Below are 23,603 nucleotides of genomic sequence, written 5' to 3' on the forward strand. Positions count from 1 at the left end.
TGACCAAAGTCCGAATAACGTACAAGTCATGCCTCATACCTTTACAGTAATTTGGCTTGAGGAGGCAAAATCATGTTTAAACGGGTAGACCGCCTTGCAATTGAACTGCCGATCTCCAATAACCCGGACCCCAATGGAGCAAGCGCAGTCCAGGAACTGCTTGGTGGAAAGTTCGGCGAGATGTCCACGTTAAACAACTATATGTTTCAGTCCTTCAACTTCCGGGGCAAAAAAAAGCTGCGTGCCTTTTATGACATTGTGGCAAGTATTACGGCTGAAGAATTTGGTCATGTGGAGCTTGTCGCCAATACCATTAATCTGATGCTGGTTGGCACTACTTCTCCGGGAGATCCGGATACTACCCCGCTTCGTGCAGGCAAGGATGCTCGTATTACTTCCCATTTCATTGAATCGGCTCAGACAGGGCTCCCTTTTGATTCCATGGGCAGACCCTGGAACGGTTCATATGTCGTGAACAGCGGCAATCTGATCTTCGATCTGCTGCATAATTTTTTCCTCGAATGCGGTGCACGTACACACAAGATGAGAGTGTACGAGATGACGGATCATCCAACTGCCCGGGAGATGACCGGTTATTTGCTCGTCCGTGGCGGCGTACATATTCTCGCCTATGCCAAAGCGCTGCAGATTGCAACAGGCGTTGATGTGACCAAGATGTTCCCTATTCCCCGCCTGGACAATAAGGTGTTTGACACGACCCGGAAATGGGAAGCCATGGGCGAACATCGCAGGCTTTACACCTTTAGTGACAAGGACTACCAGAACATCGCCCAGATCTGGAAAGGCACACATCCGACAGATGGCGGAAAACTGGAGGCATTCGCAGGGCTGCCCGGACACAGTGGCCCTATTCCCGATCTGCCGGACCTGCCGGAAGAATTCGCCCCTGGCGTCTCTGCGGAAGATCTGTTACAGATTGCAGAACGGCTGAAGCGGCAAGCAGGTTTGTAGTGCTGAACATATGTCAAGCGGTCATCTCAATATTCGAGAGCACCGCTTGTTATTTTTACATGACCGTCCCATTACAAAACAAACGATATGTCTCCGCTCTGGCTGTGTATCACATATGAGGCTCCCAACCCGCGATAAACCATTTGGACCGGATTCAAGCTGCTCGTAACCACATAAAGCCGCTGCGGGCACCAACTATGGCATAATTGAATGTCCTGACAGCACTCTGGCAGATTTCTTTCAAATACAAAGGCATGTTTCACCGCCCAATCTATAGCAATGGGCGTCTTGTCTGCCGAACCAGAGGGATAGAGGCGATACACAGAGATTTTACCGATCAATTCAGTCAGCTGCTGTTCCTCTTCTGCGTTGTGGACGAGCACGATTACACCTATTCCCCTCTTGAGCAATAAACGAACAAACTCCATTCCTGCTGAGCTCTGTCCCGTTGAAACTAACATTACAGCGTCCTCTGACATCGTACTCCCTCACCTTCGTCTCCAAGCCAGCAAGAATATCCTCTGGCACGGTATGAGCGAATCATAGTCCTGTACCCACTGGGCTGCAAGGCAGTAAGGGAACGATTTACTGCGTAAATCAGCCGTTTCTGGCGAAATTCCAGTTCATTTAATCCATAATCTACTCCTGGCTTAATCTAGCTTCATTTTACCGTGGAGGGAATGAGCCAATGAATAAACGGATGTAATCAGCAAAATTAATCCCGATTTAATCGCTTACATCACAGAAATATCTACCCGGAAGCACTTAAATGCGGTAAATAAAAGATCCCCAACATTTTACTTCATCGTCACTCAGCCGTAACATAAACCAAAGGTTGAAGAACTTAAAGTCGCATTCATTCAATGGAGGTTGGTGGCGTGTTTCCGAGTTGTGAACTCATAAATCAAATAACAAAAAACCATGAAATGAAGATTACTTCCATGGAAATCATTCGGTATGATGTGAGAAAGCTGCCGTTACTCCCCTATGAACATTCAAACAGCTACTCCGGTTTGTTCAAAATCTCTTGTGGAGGCATTCACGGATTTGCAGAATTTGATATACCAAGAGGTTCAGAGCCCGCCGATCTGATCAAATGGGCTTCGGTATTCGGAGGGTTAAAAGGGCTTGAACCGAAGCAAGCTATCCATTACATCACCGAGCACCAAAGTCTGTGGGGAGAGGATCGTGCTCATTTTCTTCTAAAATGCCTGGACAATTTGATCTTCAATCTGGAGAACTGCGGGAATTTGCATATGAGCCAGGAACAGGTGCGTGCCTTTTTGATGGAATATGCGCTCACCTATTATTCGTTTTAATACACTTGTTACATGAATGAATAACAAAAAAAAGCAGGTAGTGAGTCTGGTCAAATTCATCAGCTCTCTCTGCCTGCTTTGTTCATTATTATTTAAACTTCACGACAAGGATGTTGTCCCCATTCGCCTGTACGCTGCCGATCTTGGCCGTCTGCACTTCTGCTATCGTTTCATTTCCATTCGGGATCAGAACGGGAGTGATGAGTGGCAGCCCCGCAGCCTGAATGGCGTTCATGTCAAACTCAATCAATAATTGTCCAGCGGTGACTGCATCTCCGCTTTGGACATGAGCGGTAAATCCCTCTCCCTTTAGACCAACGGTATTGATTCCAACGTGAACAAGCATCTGCAGACCACTCTCATGCTCCAGAATGACAGCATGTTTGCTCTTGTTCATCACATGGGCTACGACGCCATCAAAAGGTGCGAACACCTTACCCTCCGTAGGCTCAATGGCAATCCCCTCACCCATATGTTTCTCTGAAAATGCAGGATCAGGTACGTTGGCCAAAGCCACCGCTGTACCGGTCATCGGCGAAGCAATTTCCAACATATCCACTTTGGGCCGATGTACCGCTGTTTGATTGATACGATCTTTCATAGCTACGGTTTGGTCAGCCGAAGGATCACTCTCATTTCCACTCTTCGTTGTCTCCTCTACAGCAAGCGGCTGATCCTTGTAACCGAAGAACCAGGTTAACGCAAAGGCCACCCCCACAGCAACCACATTGACAAGAATGTACAGAGGCAGCTGACTGTTCAGATACAGCAATGTACCGGGAATCACCGTTACGGCCATGCCGGTACCCTGCAGATGGAACAAGGATGCGAGGAAACCACCGACTCCGCCACCAATCAGTCCCATAATGAACGGTTTCATGTAGCGCAGGTTTACCCCAAAAATGGCAGGTTCGCTAATCCCGAGAAAAGCGGATAAGGACGATGGCAGGGCCAGTGCCTTGAGTTTCGTATTCTTAGTTTTTAATCCTACCGCTAAACAAGCGGCTCCTTGTGCAGCCATTGCCGAAGTTACGATGGCATTGAACGGATTATAACCGGTTTTCTCCAGCAACTGGATTTCCAAAAAGTTGAAGATGTGATGCACACCGGTAACGACAATAATCTGATTGAAGAAACCAATAATAATTCCGGCAATACCGAATGGGAGGTCCAGAACAGCTGTCGTCCCATGCAGCACCCACTCTTCAAGTGAATGAAAGACGGGACCGATGGCAAAGAGTCCCAATGTGATCATAACCGTCAGTGTGATAAAAGGCGTGAGGATCAGGTCCAACGCCTCCGGCACGCGTCTTCTCAGAAATTTTTCGAACTTCGCTCCAATAAGTCCCACGAAAAATGCTGGTAAAACGGACCCCTGATAGCCTACAACGGGTATAAATCCGAACATGTGCAATGCTTGAGCCGATCCATCTGCCACAGCATAGGCATTCGGCAGAGCCGGATTCACAAGCATCAGTCCGAGTACAATCCCGAGCACAGGGCTGCCGCCAAATACACGGAATGCAGACCAGGCCACCAGTGCAGGCAGGAATGCGAATGCAGTGTCCGTCAGAACTTGCGTAAATAACAGAAAATTGGGCGAAATGTCCTCAGGGGTTGCACCGAACAAGGACAGAATTTCATTCTGGGTAAGCAGTCCGCGCAGCCCCATGAACAACCCTGTAGCCACCAGCACAGGAATAATGGGTACAAACACATCTCCGAACGTTCGGATTGCTCGTTGAAATGCATTGCCTTCCTTTTTCCCCTGATTCTTCACGTCTTCCTTGGAGGTACCTTCGATTCCGAGCTTCTCGACCTCTTCAAAGATCCGGTTCACGGTACCCGTACCAAAAATAATCTGATACTGTCCGGAATTGAAGAAGGCACCCTTGACCTTGTCTATATTCTCGACCTGCTTCTGATCGATTTTCTCTTTGTCATTCACCATAATGCGAAGGCGTGTCGCGCAGTGGGCAAATGATGCGATGTTATCTTTGCCCCCAATGGCTTGAATGACTTCCTTGGCTATTTGTTGATTATCCGACATGGTATTTCATTCCCCTCACCTGATATCTAGTAATCCCATTTGGTCGCTTTGAACTCAGCCTTGCCTCCACTCGCAAAAAAACGAATTCCTGTACTTTCGGGGCTTGGGAAAATTCGGCTTGTGAATACCTCTTCCCCATCATTAACAAAGATTTCAACCGATGACGTATCTACAAACAGTTGTAACTTGATCCGATCTCCGTTCAGCGTGCACTGGCGTACCGTGCCATTCATGCCCCCCATTGGAGCACCTGATGAGGTTCGGTCCAGTATCAACTTTTGCTGGAGACGGTCATATTGCAAAACGGTTTTTTCTTCACCGCCTGTTCGAAATTCAATCCCGAATCGTTCAGCATCAAAATAACTGATTTCACATTCCAGCTCATAGGCAGTGCCGTTGAATGCAGCTACACGTTCAGATCTGTTCACAAGTGTCGTTTGATAACGGTGTCCCTCGGATTGTTGACGCAGTTTCTTCATCTCATCTACAGGCTGTTGAATGAGTTTGCTGTCTTTCATGAACAACTGGCGCGGGATCGTAAGGCAATGGGCCCACCCGCTCGCATCGGTTGGATACTCCACATCCGGAAGTCCCATCCATCCAATCAATATGCGTCTTCCGTCCGGAGCTTCCATCGATTGTGGCGCATAGAAATCGAACCCGCGATCCAATTCCTGAAAAGAATCGTGATCAAACTCTCTCGTCTGTAGATTCAATGGCTCACCAATCAGGTAACCTGACTGAAAAATGTTGTTGTACAAATCCCCTTCACCTTCGATACCCTGCGGTGAAAAAAGAAGCACGCCTCTGCCATTCATCTCAAAGTAATCCGGACACTCCCACATATAGCCGAATTGGGAGAGCTGAGTCTGGATCTCACCCAGAAACTCCCACGCCGTGAGGTTGGATGATCGGTACAACACCGCGCATCCTGTCATGTCTGTCCGCTGTGCTCCGATTACACAATAATAGGTATCCCCATCCTGCCAAACCTTCGGGTCCCTGAAATGCTCTGTATACCCGGACGGTACTGACGATATAACCGGCTGGTCGGCTTTCACAACTGAACCGCTTTCATCCATGACCGCCAAGCATTGATACGGATGTCTGATCCATGCTTCATCCCTGGTGTTGCCTGTATAGAGCAGGTGCAGCTTGTCATCCTTGACAATGGCACTTCCTGAGTAAGCCCCGTGCGAATCGAATGGATCACCGGGACGGATGCCGATGCCCACCTGCTCCCAGGTCACCAGATCTGTCGAGCGAACATGATACCAATATTTCATTCCATGCTCTGTTCCCAGGGGAAACCATTGATAGAAAAGATGATAGTGTCCCTGGTAATATGAAAATCCGTTAGGATCATTCAGCAAGCCCGTAACAGGTTGAATATGATAGGACTGTCTCCAAGAGCAAGCGGAAATCAACGCTTTCAGCTTATCAATCTCTCCTTCTTCCGCCTGCTCAATGAATCTGTAGCGCTGCTCTCTGGTCATTTTCATAACATATCTCCTATCCTTGCCCAAAATCATTACATTAAAGAGGAACCGGTTCCAACACAAATAAAAAAATAATTCCACGGCATACAGCCAAAACCATTGTTCCAATTCGAATATCTTAAACGAATGGAACCGGTTCGATGGAATTATCATAAAGGATAAGTTTATACGTTGTCAACGCTTTCTCGGGGAATCAATTCCACATCAAGTATAGTTTGCTTCTCTACCGGCTCACCTGTAACCTGACGAATCATGTGGCTCGCAGCCAGTTTACCGGCCTGCAAATAATGAAACTTCACTGTTGTCAGCGCCGGATGAATCATTTCCGTGATATCGTATCCGCCAAATCCGGCTACCGACAATTCATGGGGGATTTGAATCTTGTTAGAGAAAGCGGTCTTCATTACACCAAGTGCGATGTTATCCGTGGCACCTACAATGATGCTCGGCTTATTGTCCCGAAGAATGGCTTCTGCTGTAACGATCGCTTCGGACATTTTGAAGCTTGTCTCATAGTACGTAACATCACAACCGCCCCCGCCATATTCGGCGATGGCACGCTGAAATCCCTGTCTGCGATGTATACCGACGGCCTGGTCCCTCTCCGTTACTCCAATATAAACAATCTGACGATGCCCCTTCTCCACCACGTATTTGCCCATATCGTATCCGGCCTGGTCATCGTTGTGAACCAGACTATGCAGACGTTCATGCTGTTGTCCCACCAACAACACCGGAATACCAATCTCTTCGACTGCCTTAAGATGTGCTTCAGTCACTTCAGCGGCAAGCAGAATAATGCCGGATACCTTCTGCCTTGCAAAATCATAGATGGCATCTATTTCACGGTCCATATCCTGGCTTGTGTTGGCAATCAACATCTGGTACTGATTGCTTCTTAATTCCTCATCTATGCCGATAAGCGTCTGTGACGTTGCAAATGAGTCCAGCCGGGGGACGACCGTTCCGATAATACTGGTCTTCTTCGCTTTGAGGCTCTGTGCAAAGGTATTTGGTACGTAATTATATTGTTTAATAATGCGCTCAATCTTCTGGCGTGTATCTTCACTGACCGAACCGCCATTAAGAAAACGGGAAACGGTGCTTTTGGCCACGCCGGCCAGCTGAGCGATATCAGAAATGGTTTTGTTCATAGTTACTCCTCTTGTGTACAGCTTAAAAATGGATAATGCACCCTTCTTATTATACTTGGTTGATGTCGATGTGGCGAATATCATTGTGCTGCAGTACAGCGTTATTGATGTGCGGCATCACTTCAATTCATTGCATGCATATGATGTACATGCTAGTATAACTTCAATTCATATCGTGCACGATGAAATATTAACATATCAATAAACAATGTACAGGCTATGACGGAAAGAGTAAGCGGAATCTGGCGTTGATTACAGGGACGTGGTGCCAAAGACTGAGAGCACCCGAGGCAACCATCCGCTGAAGTTCACTCCCGAGCCGATTGCTGAAAAGCGGCTTCTTCAAGCGTCAGCTTCTAGGACAATCCGTTCCTTGCGTTAAAAGGTCAAAGTGAGAATCGGCATGCCTGCAATCAGGCTAAACCGTTTCTAATTAGGGTGGTACCACGGCTTCTTCGTCCCTTGCGGATGAAGGGCTTTTTTTGTTTTTCAATAAAATGAATTCATATCCAACGTGACGGAGGAGTGGTTGTAAATGGACGAGAACAAAACCTTGGAACAATTACGAAGCCGATTGAATGAGATTAATCATGATCTGCTTCACTTACTATCAGAGCGGGCGAAAATCACACAGGAAATCGGTCAGATCAAGGAAAAACAGGGCGTTCCCAAGTTTGACCCCGTTCGTGAGAAAGAAATGCTGGAAGAATTGACGGCAGCCAATCCTGGGCCTTTCCAGGATGATGCCATCAAGCTGCTGTTCAAGCAGATCTTTCAGGCTTCGCTGCATTTGCAGGTCGACGAACATAAGAAACAGCTTCTCGTTAGCCGTAAAAACCAGCAGGAGGATACGATCGTCTCCATTGGTGACATTCAGGTTGGCGCAGGCAAACCAATCATGATTGCCGGACCTTGTTCCGTCGAGAGTTACGAGCAAGTCCGGGAGGTTGCCAAGGCTTTGAAAGAAGCCGGAATTTCGGTTATGCGCGGCGGAGCGTTTAAACCACGCACCTCCCCATATGATTTTCAGGGATTAGGGATTGAAGGACTGAAAATTCTGAAGGAAGTGGCTGACGAGTTCGGTCTCAAAACGATCAGTGAGATTGTGCATCCAGGCCATATCGAGCTGGCAGCAGATTACATCGATGTGATCCAGATCGGTGCCCGTAACATGCAAAACTTTGAATTGCTCAAAGCAGCGGGCGACGCTCGTATTCCGATTTTGCTTAAACGAGGGTTGGCAGCAACCATTGATGAATTCGTGCATGCTGCGGAGTATGTCGTATCCCGTGGGAACAAACAAGTCATGCTGATTGAACGAGGGATCCGCACTTATGAAAAAGCCACTCGCAATACCTTAGATATCTCTGCCGTGCCTATTCTAAAACAGGAAACCCATCTGCCCGTTCTGGTGGATGTAACCCACTCTACCGGACGCAAAGATATTCTGGCTCCATGCGCCAAAGCTGCTCTGGCGGCTGGTGCCGACGGCGTTATGGTGGAAGTGCATCCGAATCCAGCGGTTGCGCTATCCGATAGTGCGCAGCAGTTGAACATCGAACAATTCCATCATTTCCTCTCCTCTGTGAGACAATCCGGTTTATTAAAGGATTAAAAGCCGTAGAAGAAAATGAACAGAATTTTTTAAAGTAAGCAAAAGCAAAAAAGCCTGAAGGAGTTGCCTATTCATTAAATATGAATGAGCATCCCTCAGGCTTTTTCTTATTCTAACCATTTTTCATACCTCTATGATAATAGGCAGGATCATCGGTCTTCGTTTCGTCTGGGCATAAATGTAATGTCCGATCTCGTCCTTAAGCTTTCTTTTGATGACATTCCACTGATTCACTCCGGCTCCGGTCAATTCTTCCATTCTGGACAGTACCAGGCTGTGAATCTCCTGTATAAATTCCTCCGAGTCTTTCACAAACACAAATCCTCTGGAAATGATCTCTGGAGAGGTGACCATTTGCTTCTCCGTTTTGCTTAGTGTCGTCACAATGACAAGCATACCGTCTGACGATAACTGTCTGCGATCCCGCAGCACAATATTACCTACGTCCCCCATAATCAAGCCGTCAACCAGACTGTTGCCTGAAGCGATTTTGGGACCCGGTGATGCTACGCCATCCTTGTACTGAATCATGTCACCATTATTTACGATGAATACGTGATCAGGGTCTATGCCAACCGATTCAGCCAGCAATCTGTGCTGGTACAGCATGCGGAATTCGCCGTGGATGGGAACAAGATAATCCGGCTTCATGAGTGTCAACATCAGCTTCAGCTCTTCCTGACTTCCATGCCCCGACACATGCATGCCACCCGACCCGCTCGAACCATATAGTACTCTTGCTCCCAATACATACAGGTTATCAATAACATGGGCTAAATTGCGTTCGTTGCCCGGAATCGCTCCTGCCGCAATAATGACGGTGTCACCTGCTGCCACTCTCACATGAGGGTGTTTACCTGTCGCGAGCCGTGACAGTGCAGCCATAGGCTCACCTTGGCTTCCAGTACAGAGAATGACCACTTGTTCGGGAGGAAACTGATCCGCATCAATCGCTTCAATCAGTAGGCCGTCAGGAACGTCCAGGTATCCCAGTTCACTTGCAACCGACACAACGTTAACCATGCTTCTGCCCAGCAAGGCCAGTTTGCGGCCGGTCTCAAACGTGGCATTCACAATTTGCTGGACCCGGCTGACATTGGAAGCAAAGGTGGAGATGAATATCTTTTGCCTGGCTCGAATAAAAGCATCCAGAATCCGATCCCCTACAACACGCTCCGAGGGTGTAAATCCAGGCCGTTCGGCATTCGTACTCTCGGATAGCAGCAGATGAACGCCCTGTTTACCAATCTCAGCCATTCGATAAAGGTCTGGATAAGGCCCATTCACAGGTGACATGTCGAACTTGAAGTCGCCGGTATGTACCACATTTCCACCAGGTGTACGGAAGAAGACACCCAGGCAGTCGGGGATGCTGTGGCTCGTTGCAAAAAAGGAAACATCGATTTCCCCCAGCTTTACAGTGGAATGAGCATCGATTGTATGAAGATCTGCCGTTCGCAGCATGTTATGCTCTTTCAGTTTCAGTTCAATCAAACCACGGGTAAGTCTGGATGCATAGACGGGGATATTCATTTGTTTCAGAAAATAAGGTATGCCCCCAATGTGATCTTCGTGTCCATGAGTAACCACAAGTGCTCTCACCTGGTCCAGATTTTCCAGCAAGTAGGAGACGTCCGGAATAATCAGATCGATGCCGGGCAAGGTCTCATCCGGAAATTTGGAACCACAATCGATGACGATAATATCCTTGTTGTACTGAATAATGTACATGTTCTTACCAATTTCATTTACGCCGCCAAGAGCAGCGACATACAACTTATTGTGGGCTAGATTCAATTTAAAGCATCCTCCTTTTCTTTTTGCTGCAGTAACTGGGCTATTCTATAAGCCTGTTTATGTATTTGTAGTATGTTATTTCTCGGTTCACTTATGCATCGTGATTGATCACCACGCCAAAAAGCCCGCAATGGAACACTGGCTCCACGGCGGACTTTTATCAGTTTAGGATATTTAGGATAAAGTAAGTAATACAAAATTCCTTTACAAGAACAAGTTAAACGAGCGATTTACCACGCTGCAGCAAAACATCCTCTTCATAGGTTTTGATCTCGGAGATCCATTTCTCGCGAACAGGCACTCCCTGCTGGGCACAATAATAATCCCAGATGGCACCAAATGGATAGGATTTGAATTCTTCGGTCAGCGCAAGCCGTACCGTATAATCACCTTGCAGTTCAGCTGCTTTTAGTGCATCTACCGGTTCCAGCATGGCACGCAGCAAAGCCTTGATCGTGTTACGCGTACCGACAACCCAGGCAGCTACGCGATTGATGCTGGCATCAAAGAAATCAAGGCCCACATGCGTCGTTGGCAGCAGGTCATGACGAACGAGTTCCCGTGCAATTTCCAACAGCTCATCGTCCATAATGACGACATGGTCACTATCCCAACGCATTGGACGGCTCACATGCAGCAGAATGCCACTTGTAAACAGCGCAAGGGAAGACAGCTTGTTGGAGATGACCTCTGTGGGATGGAAATGGCCTGCATCCAGGCAGATCAAGGTATCATTTTGCAATCCATATCCCATATAGAATTCGTGTGATCCAACCACGTACGCTTCCGAACCAAGGCCGAACAGCTTGCTCTCAACCGCGTCCAGATTATGCTTCGGATCAAGCTTCTCTGCAAATACTTCATCCAACGATTCCTTAAGACGTTTGCGCGGTGTCATGCGATCTACCGGATTATCCTTGAACCCGTCTGGAACCCAAACATTCGTTACGCACGTCTGACCCAATTGTTCGCCAAAATAAGCACCGATGCGACGAGACGCCTTGCAGTGATCAATCCAGAACTTACGGATCTCCGGATCAGGATGACTCAATGTGAATCCGTCGATTGATTTCTCATGGGAAAAGCACGTCGGGTTAAAATCAAGACCCAACCCCTGCTCCTTGGCCCATTGCACCCATTTCTCATAATGCTTGGGCTCAATCTGGTCCAGCTCCACTTTTTCATCCGTATCGGTATAGATTGCATGCAGATTGACCTTATGCTTGCCTGGAATCAGCGAAAAGGCTTGTTCCAGATCTGCCCGAAGTTCAGCAGGAGTGGTTGCTGCTCCCGGATATTGACCTGTAACGGAGATGCCTCCCGTCAACTCTCCATCCTGGTTCAAAAAGCCTTTCACGTCATCACCTTGCCAGCAGTGCACAGATACCTTGATCTCTGCAAGCTTCTCCAATACCTCATCCGTATCAATTCCATGCTGGGCATATAACAATTTGGCTGCTTCATACGCTTGCTTGACTTGGTTATCCATTCGCAGAAACCCTCCTCTTAACGTGTAAATGCTGCCGGTACACCGCCATCGATGGTCATCATGCATCCGGTTGTTTTCTCGGATTTGGAAGATGCAAAGAAGGCAATACCTTCCGCAATATCTTTCGGATAAATATTCACAAGCAGTGTCGTACGTTTGCGATAGTACTCTTCCAGTTGATCAGGCTCAATCCCATACGCTGCCGCACGTTCGTTTCTCCAGGAACCATTCCAGATCGCAGACCCTTGCAGGATCGCGTCAGGGAGTATCGTGTTGACACGAATGCCATATTCGCCGCCTTCAGCTGCAATACAACGTGCAAGGTGAGCTTCAAGCGCTTTTGCCGAGCTGTAAGCCGATGCACTTTTACCGGCATAGACCGAGTTTTTGGACCCGATGAAGACCATACTGCCGCCAATCCCCTGCTGTTTCATCAGCTTGAATGCTTCACGGGCAACGAGGAAGTAACCGGTACCCAGCACATTCATGTTGAGGTTCCATTCCTTCAGTGAGGTTTCGTCAAATGGACTCGATGTGGCAAGACCCGCATTGTTAACGATAATGTCCACACCGCCATATTGTACAGCCACTTCAGCGTACGCCGACTGCACAGCTTCCTCATCCGTTACATCCATTTTTAGCGCATATGCGCGATTCGCACCATATTGGTCATTGATTTCCTGGGCTACTTTTTGAGCGCCTTCCAGGTTCAGGTCAGCCAGAACGACGTGAGCTCCCTCGGATACCAGCCTGCGTGCAGTCTCGCTGCCAATTCCGCCGGCACCACCTGTAATAAACGCCACTTTCCGGGAAAATTCCGTCTCCGCCGGTGCAAGAGACAATTTATACAATTCAAGCGGCCAGTATTCTACATTGTAGGACTCATTCGCACTTAGCGATACGAATTTACCCAGGCTCGTCGCACCCCGCATGACGGCAATCGCACGGTGATACAGTGCTCCGCTTACTTGGGATAGCGCCCAGCTCTTGCCTGTGTTGATCATACCCACACCCGGGATGAGAATAACGCGAGGAGCTGCTTCAAACATGACATCGCCTTCGTTTTTGTTGCTTTCAAAATACTGTTTGTACTGCTCTTTGTATGCAGCTACGCCTTCTGTCAGTTTGGCTTTCAGACCATCCATATCCTCAGCATCCGGCGTCCAGTCGATGAATAACGGAACGACTTTGGTATGTACCAGATGATCCGGGCAAGCCGCCCCCACCTGTGACAGCTCTGGTGAATTGGCTCCACCGACAAAAGCAAGTACATCGTCCTGATCGTCATAGGACAGGATCATTTTTTTGCTATCCGATACGGCACCGCGAAGCGTTGGCATGATTTTGGCTACAATCTCACGCCGCACTTCAGCAGCGAGGGCTGGATGTTTAACGCCACCAAACAAACTTCCTTCATCCACACGAGCTTCAATGAACGCTTCCGCCTCATTGATAATCTTGATGGTCTGTGCGTAACATTCCTCGGATGTCTCTCCCCAAGTGACGAGTCCGTGCTTCTCCATCAGAACCAGTTCCGCATTCGGATTCGCGAATACGCTTTCAGCAATCATCTTGGATAACGTAAAACCTGGGCGAACATATGGGACCCACACAAACCGATCTCCATAAATCTCTCTCGCCAACTCTTTCCCATTATCTGCACAACATAGACTGATAATCGCATCCGGATGCGTGTGGTCCACATGGTTGTACGGAAGAAAGGCATGCAGCAAGGTCTCGATCGAGGCACGCGGGTGCTTGGAATCGATCATGCAATGACCCAAATATTCAACCATCTCTTCATCCGTCATCGATTCACGTTCAATCAGGGGACGAATGTCTTCCAGAGCCAGGCCTGTAAAATGCTTCGCTTGCATCGAGCCCAGGTCGGAGCCGCTTCCTTTCACGTACATGACTTCTACATCGCGCCCACGAAAATCCTTCACTGTTGTTTTGGTAGACGTATTCCCACCATAAATGTTGCATACACTGCGGTCTGCGCCAATCAGATTGGATCGGTAAACCAGCTGCTCAAGTCCTGTTGTTTGCTCAGAAGCCTGTGAAGAATTCCATAAACTCTGTACCATTCATTCCCCTCCGATAATGTTTGTTTTATTCCTAATCAGAGTTTAACATCTTTGTTTTGTTTTGAAAACAAAAGATTTTAAATACAAACGGAAATAATCAAAAGAATGAACTCCCTGCTAATGCGTTGAATCAAAAGACACCCTGACGCTGCCGTCAGAGTGTCAAGAATGCAGTGAAAAACCAGTATAGCTTCAACATGCCGTTTAAAATTCAACCATCCTTACCGAACAATATCGATGGAAATAGGTATAGATATTAAAAGATTCCCGCTTTTTGGGACGTGTTTTTAATTCCGTAAGTATCATTGACCACCGTATTACCATAGCTCGTCAAGCTGCCGATAGGTCCTGTTGCCAAATCAAGATAGTTTAGTTCAGAGCTATTACCATACCAAGACCATGCAAGCCATCCTACCCCTTTTTCCTGACCATATTTCATGATTGCATATTCATCGACATCTCCATTCGTGTGATATCCTCCGAATTCCCCAATGATTAACGCCAGCCCCTTGTTCAGCACACTTTCCATATTGGATTTGACGGTGGCCGCATCCTTGCCTGCATACTCATACATGTGAATGGAAAATACCGTATTTTTCTGTGAATCCGCGGCGAATACGCTTTGTCCGTAATCGACGATCGATTGAGGATACTGACCCCAGCCTGCTGCATCTACAATCAAGGTATTTTTAATGCCTGCATCTCTTAATTTCGGAATAGCCTTTTTGTACCCGTCAGCCCAAGCGCTTCCATTCCATGTTCCGTACCACTCGTTTGCAATATTTACAATAACCCGATCTTCCTTCCCGATCAGTGCTTCCTTGATGCTGATCCAGTAGTTGACCGCTGCATCCAACGAATTGTAGTCATCTTTGCCTGTGGCATCGTGTACTTCAAGCACAGCAATCATCTTGTTTGCGTTTACGACATTAATGATGTTTTTTACGGAATTCAGATCATCTTTGGTGTATTGTGTACCGTTCGACAAAACAATTCGTACCGTATTGGCACCCGTTTTTGCGATCGCAGGGATAGCCGTGTTCAAATCATTTTTGAACCAGGAGTGCCCATGATTGATACCCCTCATGTAAAATGGTTTACCCGTAGAATCGTATAATTTACCTCCATTCACGTAAAAACCTGAAGCTGCTGCGGCTTTGGGAGCCGCGCTTCCCAAAAGGACAAACATCAGTGCTGCAATGACTGTTAAGATTGTACCCTTTTGCAACTTGGCCATGGCATATAACCTCCTGAGTTTTTTTATATTTCAATTAACCCTGCACAAGGCAACAGGTTAACTAAAATCAAATTTAACAACTAATAAAGAAAGTTATAAAAAACAAATAAATTTAAACATTGTGTTTATAATTTACTTTATCGTTTAGGTTATGAGATTATGATAAAATGAAAACGCTTACCAGTCAACTCATTCTTAACTCTTTATGAAAAAAAAAGAAACACCCGCCCAATGATGAAGAATCGGACAGGCATTTCTTTTAATTCTTTGTGCAATTATTTTCGCCTTGCGAAATCAACAAACCTAAATTTGTCCGGACGGTGCCTGGATTCCGTGAACTGAAAAGGACTCGCATCCTCCAGATAGACCTGGCTGCGTACAACGACAACATTGTGGAAACCTTCCAGATCCATCAGTCTGCGATCTTCTTCGGTAGGCTCTTCCACCAAGATCTCTTTCTTGGCAAAAGAAATGGACAATCCGAGCTGCTCCTCAATGTATTCATAAATGGAGTCATTACATATCTCTTTGTTCAATCCCGGAACAAGACGTTGACTGATATAGTCCTTGTCCAGAATGACACGTTCTCCATCCACATTTCTTACACGCACGATTTTCCATGCCTGTTCGCCCATCCCAAAATGAATGGTTTTAAACAAGGCTTGGTCTACCTTCTGTTCCTCAAATTTCTCAACATGGGTTCTTGCCCGATGTCCCATTTTCTTGGCCAGTTCCTTGAAGCTGACCAGTCCCGAAATGGGAAAATCAATTTTGCGGATATCCAGTACAATGGATCCCTTGCCTTGAATTTTCTGAATGTAACCTTCTTCATACAGCATTTTCAGCGCTTTGCGTATCGTCTCCCTGGACGTCTGATAGCTTTCGGACAAATCAAGCTCCGATGGCAGAAGCGAACCCGCCTCGATCTCCCCAGTCCGAATATGAGCTGCGATATCTTCGTAGATTCGGATAAACTTGTTATTCATCATTCATCACCATAGTTCATTACCCTTTTTATCATATTAGCAACCTATTATAGCATTATTGGCAGGGTTAATGCACTTGGTGGTTCTATCAGCACGGGTGATAAATAACTGTTTACAAGGTGTGACTCAGAAACCACTTGTACAGGTCCGGATTGCTGTATGTCTCATCCCAAACATTGTGGTTCCCTTCCGGATAGACAGTCAGCTTCACGTTTGCCTCTATCGCTTCAAGGGCATCCACAATTCCCTGTGATTCCGAGAGAGGAACAACATCGTCCTTGGCACCGTGAAATGCCCAGATCGGCACACCACGCAAGGCTTCTGCTTTGGATGGATCGATTCCCCCGCACACAGGGGCTACGGCAGCAAATACATGGGGATAGTCGATGGGCAGATGCCACGCCCCGTAACCGCCCATGCTTAATCCGGTAAGATATACTCTCTTCGGATCTGCAGAATAGTTCTCCAGGACATGTTCAACAATGGCATGCAGAGCTTCCTTTTCCATTGCCCAGAATTCATCCTCCGGACATTGAGGCGATATGACGATAAACGGAAAGCTCTTGTCCTGATCTACAATGTTCGGTAGTCCGTTTGCTTTCACCTTATTCAAATCACTGCCGCGTTCGCCTGATCCGTGAAGAAATAGAATAACGGGCCACTTCATATCTGCTGGTTGGTCTTCCGTATCTGGAATGTGCAGCAAGTAGTCCAATGTCAACGTTTTGGTTATTTCCTTGACGATTCGATGCCCCGTCTGGGTCATGACTGTCCCCTCACTTCTATTCTCTAATCTTCTTCAACGCTTCGTCCAGAGCTCCAACCACCTTGTCACACCAAACGTCAAATTCAGGATCTTCGGTTTGCAGCTCTGGATGATCCAGCATATACTGTATCGTTCTCCGAATTCCCTGATCCGCTCTCGTTGTTGCTACAAATTCAGGTACAAGCCTCTTGAGTTTGCTATTGTCGAATACGACCGTATTGGCCTTATCTCCAAGCAAACCGCCGCGAAGATCCTGATCACTGCATGCAGCCAGGAATTCTGAAGAGACATGAACCGCATTCAGCTTGACACCAAGTACTCCAGCGATAATTTCATAGATCTGGTTCCACGTCACCGACTCGTCCGAGGTAATATGTACAGACTCACCAATGGCATGGATATTCCCCATCAGACCGATAAAACCTTTGGCAAAATCACTATTATGCGTAATCGTCCATAGCGATGTACCGTCACCGTGAATGATTACGGGTTTGCCTTCATTAATCCGCTTGAGAACCTGCCAGCTTCCTTTGGCTCCATGCACGCCCAGAGGCACAGACAGGTCACCATACGTATGGCTTGGACGTATAATCGTCACCGGAAAACCATACTCCCGGTACTGCTTCATCAGATAGTCTTCACAAGCGATCTTATTGCGTGAATACTCCCAGTAGGGATTGGATAATGGTGTACCTTCCGTAATGCGATAGTCGGCAAGTGGTGTCTGGTAGGCTGATGCCGAGCTTATGAATATGAATTGTTTGGTTTTGTCTTTAAATAAACGATAATCTCTCTCAAGCTGTGACGGGACAAAAGCTATAAAGTCTGCAACGACATCAAATTCAAGATCCGCAATGAGTTCTGCCACCCGTTCTTCATCGTTGATGTCGGCCTGCAGCACATTGACTTCCGCGGGTAGGTCATCATTACGATTGCCGCGATTGATCAAGTAAAGCTCACAACCCTGACTGGCGAGCTGATGCGTAATTGCCGTACTGATTGTACCCGTTCCTCCAATAAATAGCGCTTTCATATTAAGCCACCTCCAGATGGAATGTCTCACAAGTCCATGATAGCACGCATGCAAAAGAGGAGCAAAGCCAGCTTATCACTGACTCTGCTCCTCTCATTTAAACGACCTTAATTGTTCCATATATCATGTACATGCCGCAGTGAATTTCATATTCTCCAGGCTGCAAATTTTCATCAACCGTGTAGTAGTTGTCTCCTTTTTGCATATACAAATCCATCCCCAGATCCTGTGAACCAACCGATTTCACATGGGTGACTGACCGGGTAAGAATAAAATTAATTTTAGTGGGAACTCCAGCTTTAACTTCAATCACCCCAGGCTCAAATCCGTCATTACTCACATTCACATCAATGACTTCATATCCTTCCAATTCTTCTGGCGTCCCAGCTTGTGCTGTTACCGAGCCTCCTGCACCGGGAGACATGTCCTTGCCCATGAAATAAACCAAAAATGATCCGAGTAATACAATAACAGCAAGGCCCAGCGTAAGCCACGGCCACATTTTCTTAATCGAGCTATTCATATCAGCATGCCTCTTTTCCTGAAATAAAAGTACAGCCTATATCATACCTTAACCCGCTGCATAAGAAAATGGCTCCTATGGGCCATGTCTGATCATACTTAGCAAGTGAGGGTTGTATATCCAACTGAAAACTTCATTTCATCAGAAAAAGCCTGATTGCTCAGGCTTCTCTATGTTTATATTTATATCCATGATAACTCTTTTGCATTCCCAGCTTGATAGATTAGTTAAGAGGAATACTGCGGAGCACTTCGACTCCGTTTCAGCCGCATCTTATATAACTCTGGCAGTGCAACGCCGATCAGAACGATAATGACGCCAAACCACTGCAGTCCACTAACATGCTCATGAAGTACGATGGAAGATAACAACACCGCAACCGGAAGCTCTACTGCACCCAGAATGCCTGCCATATCGCCCCCAATATGAGGAACCCCAATGGCGAACAACACTGGCGGAATGAAAGCACCGAAGAAACCGAGCAGTAATCCGAACACAAGCAGCTGGCTCCAGATCAGTCCGTTAAACAGGAATGTCGGCGGGAACAGAATGCAGAGCAGAATCAATCCGCCGGTAACCATCCACGCGCTGCGAAACGCAGGATGTGCTGACGGGACTGCTTTGCCGCTAAACAACACAAACAGTGAATAACTCACTGCTGCCATCAGTCCGAGTGCAATCCCCAGACCGTTAAACTCGCTCAGTCCCTGCTCCAAGAATCCTGCAGCAAGAAGTGTACCTCCGAACAGGATAATCAGAGTTAGGAAGGTTACTTTGTCTGGACGTTGGCGTTTGCTTACCGCCTGAATCAACACGCTAATCCAGGTAAATTGAAATAGCAGAATAATCGCGAGGGATGCGGGAATGTAACGTAATGACTGATAGTATACCAACCCTGTTATAACTGTTGGCGTTCCGGCAGCCATTAACAGAAGACGCTGCTTCCATGTCAATCGCGTAAACACACTGGTCGCCTTTGCTGATGTTTTGCTAGTCTGTGATCTGCGTTTTGTTTTAAATTTCGTGTATAATGCCAGCAACCAGGACAGGATGAACCCCGTCACCAGCTGTGAACCAACAACCTCTCCGAGTTGATACCCTTCACCGTATGCCAGCACAACTATAGTGGACAAGATGCCATAGCTCATCGCTCCAGCGAGAACGGACAAATAGTACTTCATTATGAATAAACCTCCTGATGATCGATAATACGTCCGCATGTCTAATCCATGCCAAGGTCACAACCTGCCATCCAAACGCAAAAAATCCTAACTTCGAGCAAGGAATAAACGAAATTCCTGGCATCGTAGTTAGGAAGTATAGGCTTCCCGTAGAGACCCTCGCCCTGTGTACACGTTTGGCCTGCGAGGTTATACGAAATGAAGTATGCTTTTGTGATGTTACGTATGTGACGACTTTTCATATATTACATGGCAGGTGAGATGGTGTCAACCCCATCATTGCATTGAAAATGAAATTGGACAGCTATAAGTAACGAACGATATCATCCACGGCGTCATCTCATTCAGGAGATTCCCAAGCCAGCGTTTGTTCCAAACCCTCCTGTAAACCTTGCAGATCCAAGCCGTCCACGGCAAAAGCTTCCCTGATCAATGCCGGGGCCACAAATTCATCATATTTGCCTAGATACGGGGCTTCGTCTTCCGCCAGCAGTCCTGAAGCATCCTCAACGGTCCGGCATTCGCTCATTATCTCTGCCAGAAGTGTTCGTGCATCCACTTTTCCAGAGACGACAAAATAATAAGGCTCCATGGGCACGACCGAACGAAGTGCAAATCGATTGGACAGATTATGCTTCATCAATCGTTCCAGTGTTCGAAACGATTTGCTTCCCACCCAGGGGAGAACGTACAAGGAATCACCGCCAGCCGGAATAACCACCTGCTTCAGCAATCCACTTTCCCTTGCCAACCGGCGTGCACGCTCCAAGCGATTCACCGCTTGTGGAGACAGATAAGGATAGATCACTGAATCCGACAGAACCTCACGCATTTTCTGAATGACCAGCGTATGAATGTCACCCCCCGCTCCAAGCCACAGGGTGTCTACTTTGCCTTTGGCCGCCTTCACATATACGGCTTTGTGTTTATGATCCACTTCTTCTACTTTCCACAGCTTTCCTGCAAGTGAAAAGCAATAGCCAGGCGGTGGAACTGTCGTAATCGAACCGATTTCCTCTGAACCATTCAGCACCTTGTGTTCCTCATCGTCTTTGAAAACCGCGTAAAATCGATAATTATTCACCGTTTTCTCGCCAGTGAGTCCAATGATCAAGGTCTGTTCTTCCGTCCACTGCAGATGATCGGTTTCAATCAGATAATTTAAGAATGTCTGGTACTGATCGGCCCGGATCTGACTGAACGGTGCAAGAGACAGAACGGCATACGCGAGCTCGCGCGGCTCTGCCTCCCCCATGCTTTTCAGCATGCTCATCGTCTGATGGTAAAGAACGCCCATTGGCATTTTGCGAGCCTCAAGCGGTTCGACCCATTTGGTCTTCACATACAGCTCTATGACAGCAATGGCACGAAGCAGTGTCCATGGCATGCGAGCTGGAAGCTGCGCTTCTTCATCCTCTTCTTCCGGACATACGAATAACATTTCCGAAGCCATGTCATCCCGTCTTCCTGACCTTCCGAGACGCTGGACAAAACTCGAAGCGCTGTAAGGGGCACCGAGCTGCACTACCCGTTCCAATTCACCAAGGTCAATCCCCAGTTCCAATGTTACTGTAGCTGCAGCTACGGCCGGACCCACCCCGGTCCGCAGGGCCGCCTCCGTCTCTTCGCGAAGCATGGCTGATATGCTTCCGTGATGTACATGAAATACATCCCTTTCTTCCCGACGTGCAGCGACTCTTCTCATTTCAAGGATGGTCACTTCGGCATCCGTTCGGCTGTTGGTGAAGATTAGCGCCTTTTTGCGATGGGTGCTCTCATAGATGAAATCGTAATAGGCTTTGCGTGCGTTGTGCAGATGTTCGGCCTGCTCCTCATCCCGGGCATCCGGAAAAGAGAAATGCTCCACCCGCAAGCGCAGCTTGCGGCCGCCTGGAGAAGACACGACATCTACCGCTTCCTGCGTTCCAGCTGCCAGCCATGAAGTTGCTGCCTCATAATCACTCAGCGTCGCAGATAATCCCACTCTGCGAGGTCTGCAGCCAGCCATCCGCTCAATCCGGGCCAGTTCACTCAATACCTGAATGCCCCGATCTGCCCCCATGAATGCATGGACCTCGTCAATAATAACGTACCGCAAATCATGAAACAGCGCTGGTATGGCATTGGGACGATTCATGAGCAAACCCTCGAGCGATTCCGGTGTAATCTGGAGCACACCGGACGGATTACGCACCAAACGTGTTTTTTCCGCTTGAGGCACATCCCCGTGCCAGTGCCACACCGGAATGTTGCCCTCGGATAACAGATCCTTCAGACGCTCAAATTGATCATTAATCAGTGCCTTAAGTGGCCCGATATACAGAATGCCCACCGATTTGGAAGGACGTTCATACAACTCTGTCAGTGCAGGAAAAAAGGCAGCCTCCGTCTTGCCTGAAGCCGTTCCTGCCGCAATCAGCATATGATGCGGGGTATCGAAGCAGATATGACAAGCCTCAATCTGTGCAGGGCGAAGCGAATCCCATCTTTTTTTATATATAAATTCCTGGACAAAAGGCGCCAGTCTGTAAAAAGGATTATGGCTCATAATTCAAATTCCGCCAGAAAATCGTCCATCTCATCCGAAGCAGATGATGCTGATGTTCCTTTTCCGCCATCCTGTGGCTCGGCTGCCCGCTCACCAAGCAATTGGGCATAAGCCACTTCCGGATTCTGGTGGAGCGTATGCAGTACATCCATAAAATCTCGTACTACCTCACGGGTCGTAAGCAGCTCATCCGCCCCGAGACGGTTCACCGCCGTTTGCATGAAATCAACCAGCTCTTCATCCGTCAAGCTGGCACGGTAACCAAAATGAAGGGCATGAATCTGACGCAGCTTCTGCAATAGGATGAGAATCTCTTCATGGGATAACATCGCAAGCTTCAGAATAGGTCCTGTATAATTCGCATATTCTCTCGCAGCATACCTTCCATCGATCAGCCTGGAACGAAGCGCCTCATAACTAAACAATCCGCGTCTCTCATCCTCTACAAATTGCGGCGTACCGCCAACAAATATGCCGAGGTGCTCCGCCTTGCCCTGCATCGTGTCATTGAACATGGTCAACAATTTCTCATAATTGCTTTGCCGAGAGAGGCTATTCGTGATCTTGTACAGATTCACCGCTTCATCAATAAAGAGCAGCAATCCTTTATAACCTATACGTGCCGTAAACTCTGACCATAATTTAAAATAATCATACCAGTTGTCATCATCGATGATCACGCCGACAGCAAGTTCCTTTCTGGCTTCTGTCTTGGTGGCATACTCCCCTCTGAGCCAGCGAAGCGCAGCCTGTTTGCGATCATCATCTGCCAGCTTGTATCCGTTCCAATACGAAGCAAGAACTTTGGCAAAATCAAAGCCGTGCACCAGGTTCTGCATTTCGTTTGTGACCGCGTAAATCTGCTTCTCCACCTCGGACGGCAGGGCAGGATCATCAGGTCGCAAGCCCTGGTTCTGCATCGTTTGCTGCTGCAGGGCAGCAATCCACTTTTGCAGGATTGGTTCAAGTGCTCCACCATCCGGACGTGTGCGCGTGGACAGACGGGTCATCAGTTCTCGGTACGTTGCGAGTCCTTGACCTTTGGTCCCTACCAATCTTCGCTCTGGGGACAGGTCTGCGTCTGCTACAACGAACTCCCGGTCCATCGCATAGTTGCGAATCATTTGTAAAAGAAAGCTTTTCCCGCTGCCGTACCTTCCTGTAATCAGTTTAAATGCAGCTCCGCCTTCGGCAATGTTATCCAAATCACGCAATATCGCGTCCACTTCAGGCTTGCGGCCGACGGCAATCTGTTCCAGTCCAATTCGCGGCACAACACCCGCTGTCAATGAATTCACCAGCGCGGTGGTCAGCCGTTTCGGTATTTTTAGTTCTGTCACTGTCCTC

Annotated in this window: 18 protein-coding genes; 3 read left to right on the top strand and 15 right to left on the bottom strand. The window is 47.6% G+C overall.

Going from position 1 to position 23,603, the window contains the following annotated elements:
• Positions 1-72: 72 nt before the first annotated feature.
• Positions 73-972: a manganese catalase family protein gene (locus CHI14_RS05780; protein ID WP_095287450.1), complete on the top strand. Its 900-nt coding sequence runs from the start codon at positions 73-75 to the stop codon at positions 970-972.
• A gap of 71 nt (positions 973-1,043) precedes the next feature.
• Here the strand turns inward: CHI14_RS05780 and CHI14_RS05785 are convergent, their stop codons facing one another.
• Entirely contained in the window at positions 1,044-1,433 is a 390-nt protein-coding gene (locus CHI14_RS05785) for a hypothetical protein (protein WP_141236639.1), read from the bottom strand.
• A gap of 465 nt (positions 1,434-1,898) precedes the next feature.
• Here CHI14_RS05785 and CHI14_RS05790 point away from each other — a divergent pair, with 465 nt between their 5' ends.
• Positions 1,899-2,291 carry a hypothetical protein gene (locus tag CHI14_RS05790; RefSeq protein ID WP_212676979.1) on the top strand — a complete coding sequence of 131 codons (393 nt, stop codon included), beginning with the start codon at positions 1,899-1,901 and terminating at the stop codon, positions 2,289-2,291.
• 88 nt (positions 2,292-2,379) lie between these two features.
• Here CHI14_RS05790 and CHI14_RS05795 read toward each other — a convergent pair whose 3' ends face one another.
• The 3 genes from CHI14_RS05795 to CHI14_RS05805 all read right to left on the bottom strand — a co-directional run bounded on the left by CHI14_RS05795 (position 2,380) and on the right by CHI14_RS05805 (position 6,994).
• Positions 2,380-4,341 (bottom strand): sucrose-specific PTS transporter subunit IIBC, encoded by a 1,962-nt coding sequence (locus CHI14_RS05795; protein WP_095287453.1) that lies wholly within the window; start codon positions 4,339-4,341, stop codon positions 2,380-2,382.
• Positions 4,342-4,367: 26 nt separating this feature from the next.
• Positions 4,368-5,843, bottom strand: a complete 1,476-nt coding sequence (locus CHI14_RS05800) for a glycoside hydrolase family 32 protein (protein WP_095287454.1) — start codon at positions 5,841-5,843, stop codon at positions 4,368-4,370.
• Between the two features lie 161 nt (positions 5,844-6,004).
• Positions 6,005-6,994: a LacI family DNA-binding transcriptional regulator gene (locus CHI14_RS05805; RefSeq protein ID WP_095287455.1), complete on the bottom strand. Its 990-nt coding sequence runs from the start codon at positions 6,992-6,994 to the stop codon at positions 6,005-6,007.
• A 535-nt stretch (positions 6,995-7,529) separates the two neighbouring features.
• On the opposite strand from CHI14_RS05805, the gene CHI14_RS05810 reads away from it, so the two are divergent.
• A complete protein-coding gene (locus CHI14_RS05810; RefSeq protein WP_095287456.1) occupies positions 7,530-8,609 on the top strand; it encodes a bifunctional 3-deoxy-7-phosphoheptulonate synthase/chorismate mutase in 1,080 nt (359 codons plus the stop codon).
• Positions 8,610-8,732: 123 nt separating this feature from the next.
• Here CHI14_RS05810 and CHI14_RS05815 read toward each other — a convergent pair whose 3' ends face one another.
• The 11 genes from CHI14_RS05815 to CHI14_RS05865 form a co-directional block, all read right to left on the bottom strand.
• Positions 8,733-10,406 (bottom strand): ribonuclease J, encoded by a 1,674-nt coding sequence (locus CHI14_RS05815; protein ID WP_095287457.1) that lies wholly within the window; start codon positions 10,404-10,406, stop codon positions 8,733-8,735.
• Between the two features lie 217 nt (positions 10,407-10,623).
• Complete coding sequence (rhaA, locus tag CHI14_RS05820) at positions 10,624-11,895, bottom strand: L-rhamnose isomerase (protein WP_095287458.1); 1,272 nt, start codon at positions 11,893-11,895, stop codon at positions 10,624-10,626.
• A gap of 17 nt (positions 11,896-11,912) precedes the next feature.
• On the bottom strand, positions 11,913-13,982 hold the full coding sequence (locus CHI14_RS05825; protein WP_095287459.1) for a bifunctional aldolase/short-chain dehydrogenase: 2,070 nt from the start codon (positions 13,980-13,982) through the stop codon (positions 11,913-11,915).
• Between the two features lie 256 nt (positions 13,983-14,238).
• A complete protein-coding gene (locus CHI14_RS05830) occupies positions 14,239-15,171 on the bottom strand; it encodes a glycoside hydrolase family 5 protein (protein ID WP_481856392.1) in 933 nt (310 codons plus the stop codon).
• Between the two features lie 323 nt (positions 15,172-15,494).
• Complete coding sequence (treR, locus tag CHI14_RS05835) at positions 15,495-16,205, bottom strand: trehalose operon repressor (RefSeq protein WP_095287461.1); 711 nt, start codon at positions 16,203-16,205, stop codon at positions 15,495-15,497.
• Positions 16,206-16,317: 112 nt separating this feature from the next.
• On the bottom strand, positions 16,318-16,971 hold the full coding sequence (locus CHI14_RS05840; RefSeq protein ID WP_095287462.1) for a carboxylesterase family protein: 654 nt from the start codon (positions 16,969-16,971) through the stop codon (positions 16,318-16,320).
• A 16-nt stretch (positions 16,972-16,987) separates the two neighbouring features.
• Entirely contained in the window at positions 16,988-18,004 is a 1,017-nt protein-coding gene (locus CHI14_RS05845) for an SDR family oxidoreductase (RefSeq protein ID WP_095287463.1), read from the bottom strand.
• Positions 18,005-18,101: 97 nt separating this feature from the next.
• Positions 18,102-18,506, bottom strand: coding sequence for a cupredoxin domain-containing protein (locus CHI14_RS05850; protein WP_212676980.1), 405 nt, complete (start codon positions 18,504-18,506; stop codon positions 18,102-18,104).
• A 248-nt stretch (positions 18,507-18,754) separates the two neighbouring features.
• On the bottom strand, positions 18,755-19,708 hold the full coding sequence (locus CHI14_RS05855) for an EamA family transporter (protein WP_095287465.1): 954 nt from the start codon (positions 19,706-19,708) through the stop codon (positions 18,755-18,757).
• A gap of 340 nt (positions 19,709-20,048) precedes the next feature.
• Complete coding sequence (locus tag CHI14_RS05860; RefSeq protein ID WP_095287466.1) at positions 20,049-22,256, bottom strand: DEAD/DEAH box helicase; 2,208 nt, start codon at positions 22,254-22,256, stop codon at positions 20,049-20,051.
• A complete protein-coding gene (locus tag CHI14_RS05865; protein ID WP_095287467.1) occupies positions 22,253-23,596 on the bottom strand; it encodes an ATP-binding protein in 1,344 nt (447 codons plus the stop codon). The genes CHI14_RS05860 and CHI14_RS05865 overlap by 4 nt, the downstream gene beginning before the upstream one ends.
• Between the last annotated feature and the right edge of the window lie 7 nt (positions 23,597-23,603).

The organism is Paenibacillus sp. 7516 (genome assembly GCF_002272715.1).
GTDB lineage: Bacteria > Bacillota > Bacilli > Paenibacillales > Paenibacillaceae > Paenibacillus > Paenibacillus illinoisensis_A.

Coding starts and splice junctions, on each gene's coding strand:
- CHI14_RS05780 (WP_095287450.1), top strand. CDS start 73: ATGTTTAAACGGGTAGACCGCCTTGCAATTGAACTGCCGATCTCCAAT.
- CHI14_RS05785 (WP_141236639.1), bottom strand. CDS start 1,433: ATGTTAGTTTCAACGGGACAGAGCTCAGCAGGAATGGAGTTTGTTCGT.
- CHI14_RS05790 (WP_212676979.1), top strand. CDS start 1,899: ATGAAGATTACTTCCATGGAAATCATTCGGTATGATGTGAGAAAGCTG.
- CHI14_RS05795 (WP_095287453.1), bottom strand. CDS start 4,341: ATGTCGGATAATCAACAAATAGCCAAGGAAGTCATTCAAGCCATTGGG.
- CHI14_RS05800 (WP_095287454.1), bottom strand. CDS start 5,843: ATGAAAATGACCAGAGAGCAGCGCTACAGATTCATTGAGCAGGCGGAA.
- CHI14_RS05805 (WP_095287455.1), bottom strand. CDS start 6,994: ATGAACAAAACCATTTCTGATATCGCTCAGCTGGCCGGCGTGGCCAAA.
- CHI14_RS05810 (WP_095287456.1), top strand. CDS start 7,530: ATGGACGAGAACAAAACCTTGGAACAATTACGAAGCCGATTGAATGAG.
- rhaA (WP_095287458.1), bottom strand. CDS start 11,895: ATGGATAACCAAGTCAAGCAAGCGTATGAAGCAGCCAAATTGTTATAT.
- CHI14_RS05825 (WP_095287459.1), bottom strand. CDS start 13,982: ATGGTACAGAGTTTATGGAATTCTTCACAGGCTTCTGAGCAAACAACA.
- CHI14_RS05830 (WP_481856392.1), bottom strand. CDS start 15,171: ATGTTTGTCCTTTTGGGAAGCGCGGCTCCCAAAGCCGCAGCAGCTTCA.
- treR (WP_095287461.1), bottom strand. CDS start 16,205: ATGAATAACAAGTTTATCCGAATCTACGAAGATATCGCAGCTCATATT.
- CHI14_RS05840 (WP_095287462.1), bottom strand. CDS start 16,971: ATGACCCAGACGGGGCATCGAATCGTCAAGGAAATAACCAAAACGTTG.
- CHI14_RS05845 (WP_095287463.1), bottom strand. CDS start 18,004: ATGAAAGCGCTATTTATTGGAGGAACGGGTACAATCAGTACGGCAATT.
- CHI14_RS05850 (WP_212676980.1), bottom strand. CDS start 18,506: ATGTGGCCGTGGCTTACGCTGGGCCTTGCTGTTATTGTATTACTCGGA.
- CHI14_RS05855 (WP_095287465.1), bottom strand. CDS start 19,708: ATGAAGTACTATTTGTCCGTTCTCGCTGGAGCGATGAGCTATGGCATC.
- CHI14_RS05860 (WP_095287466.1), bottom strand. CDS start 22,256: ATGAGCCATAATCCTTTTTACAGACTGGCGCCTTTTGTCCAGGAATTT.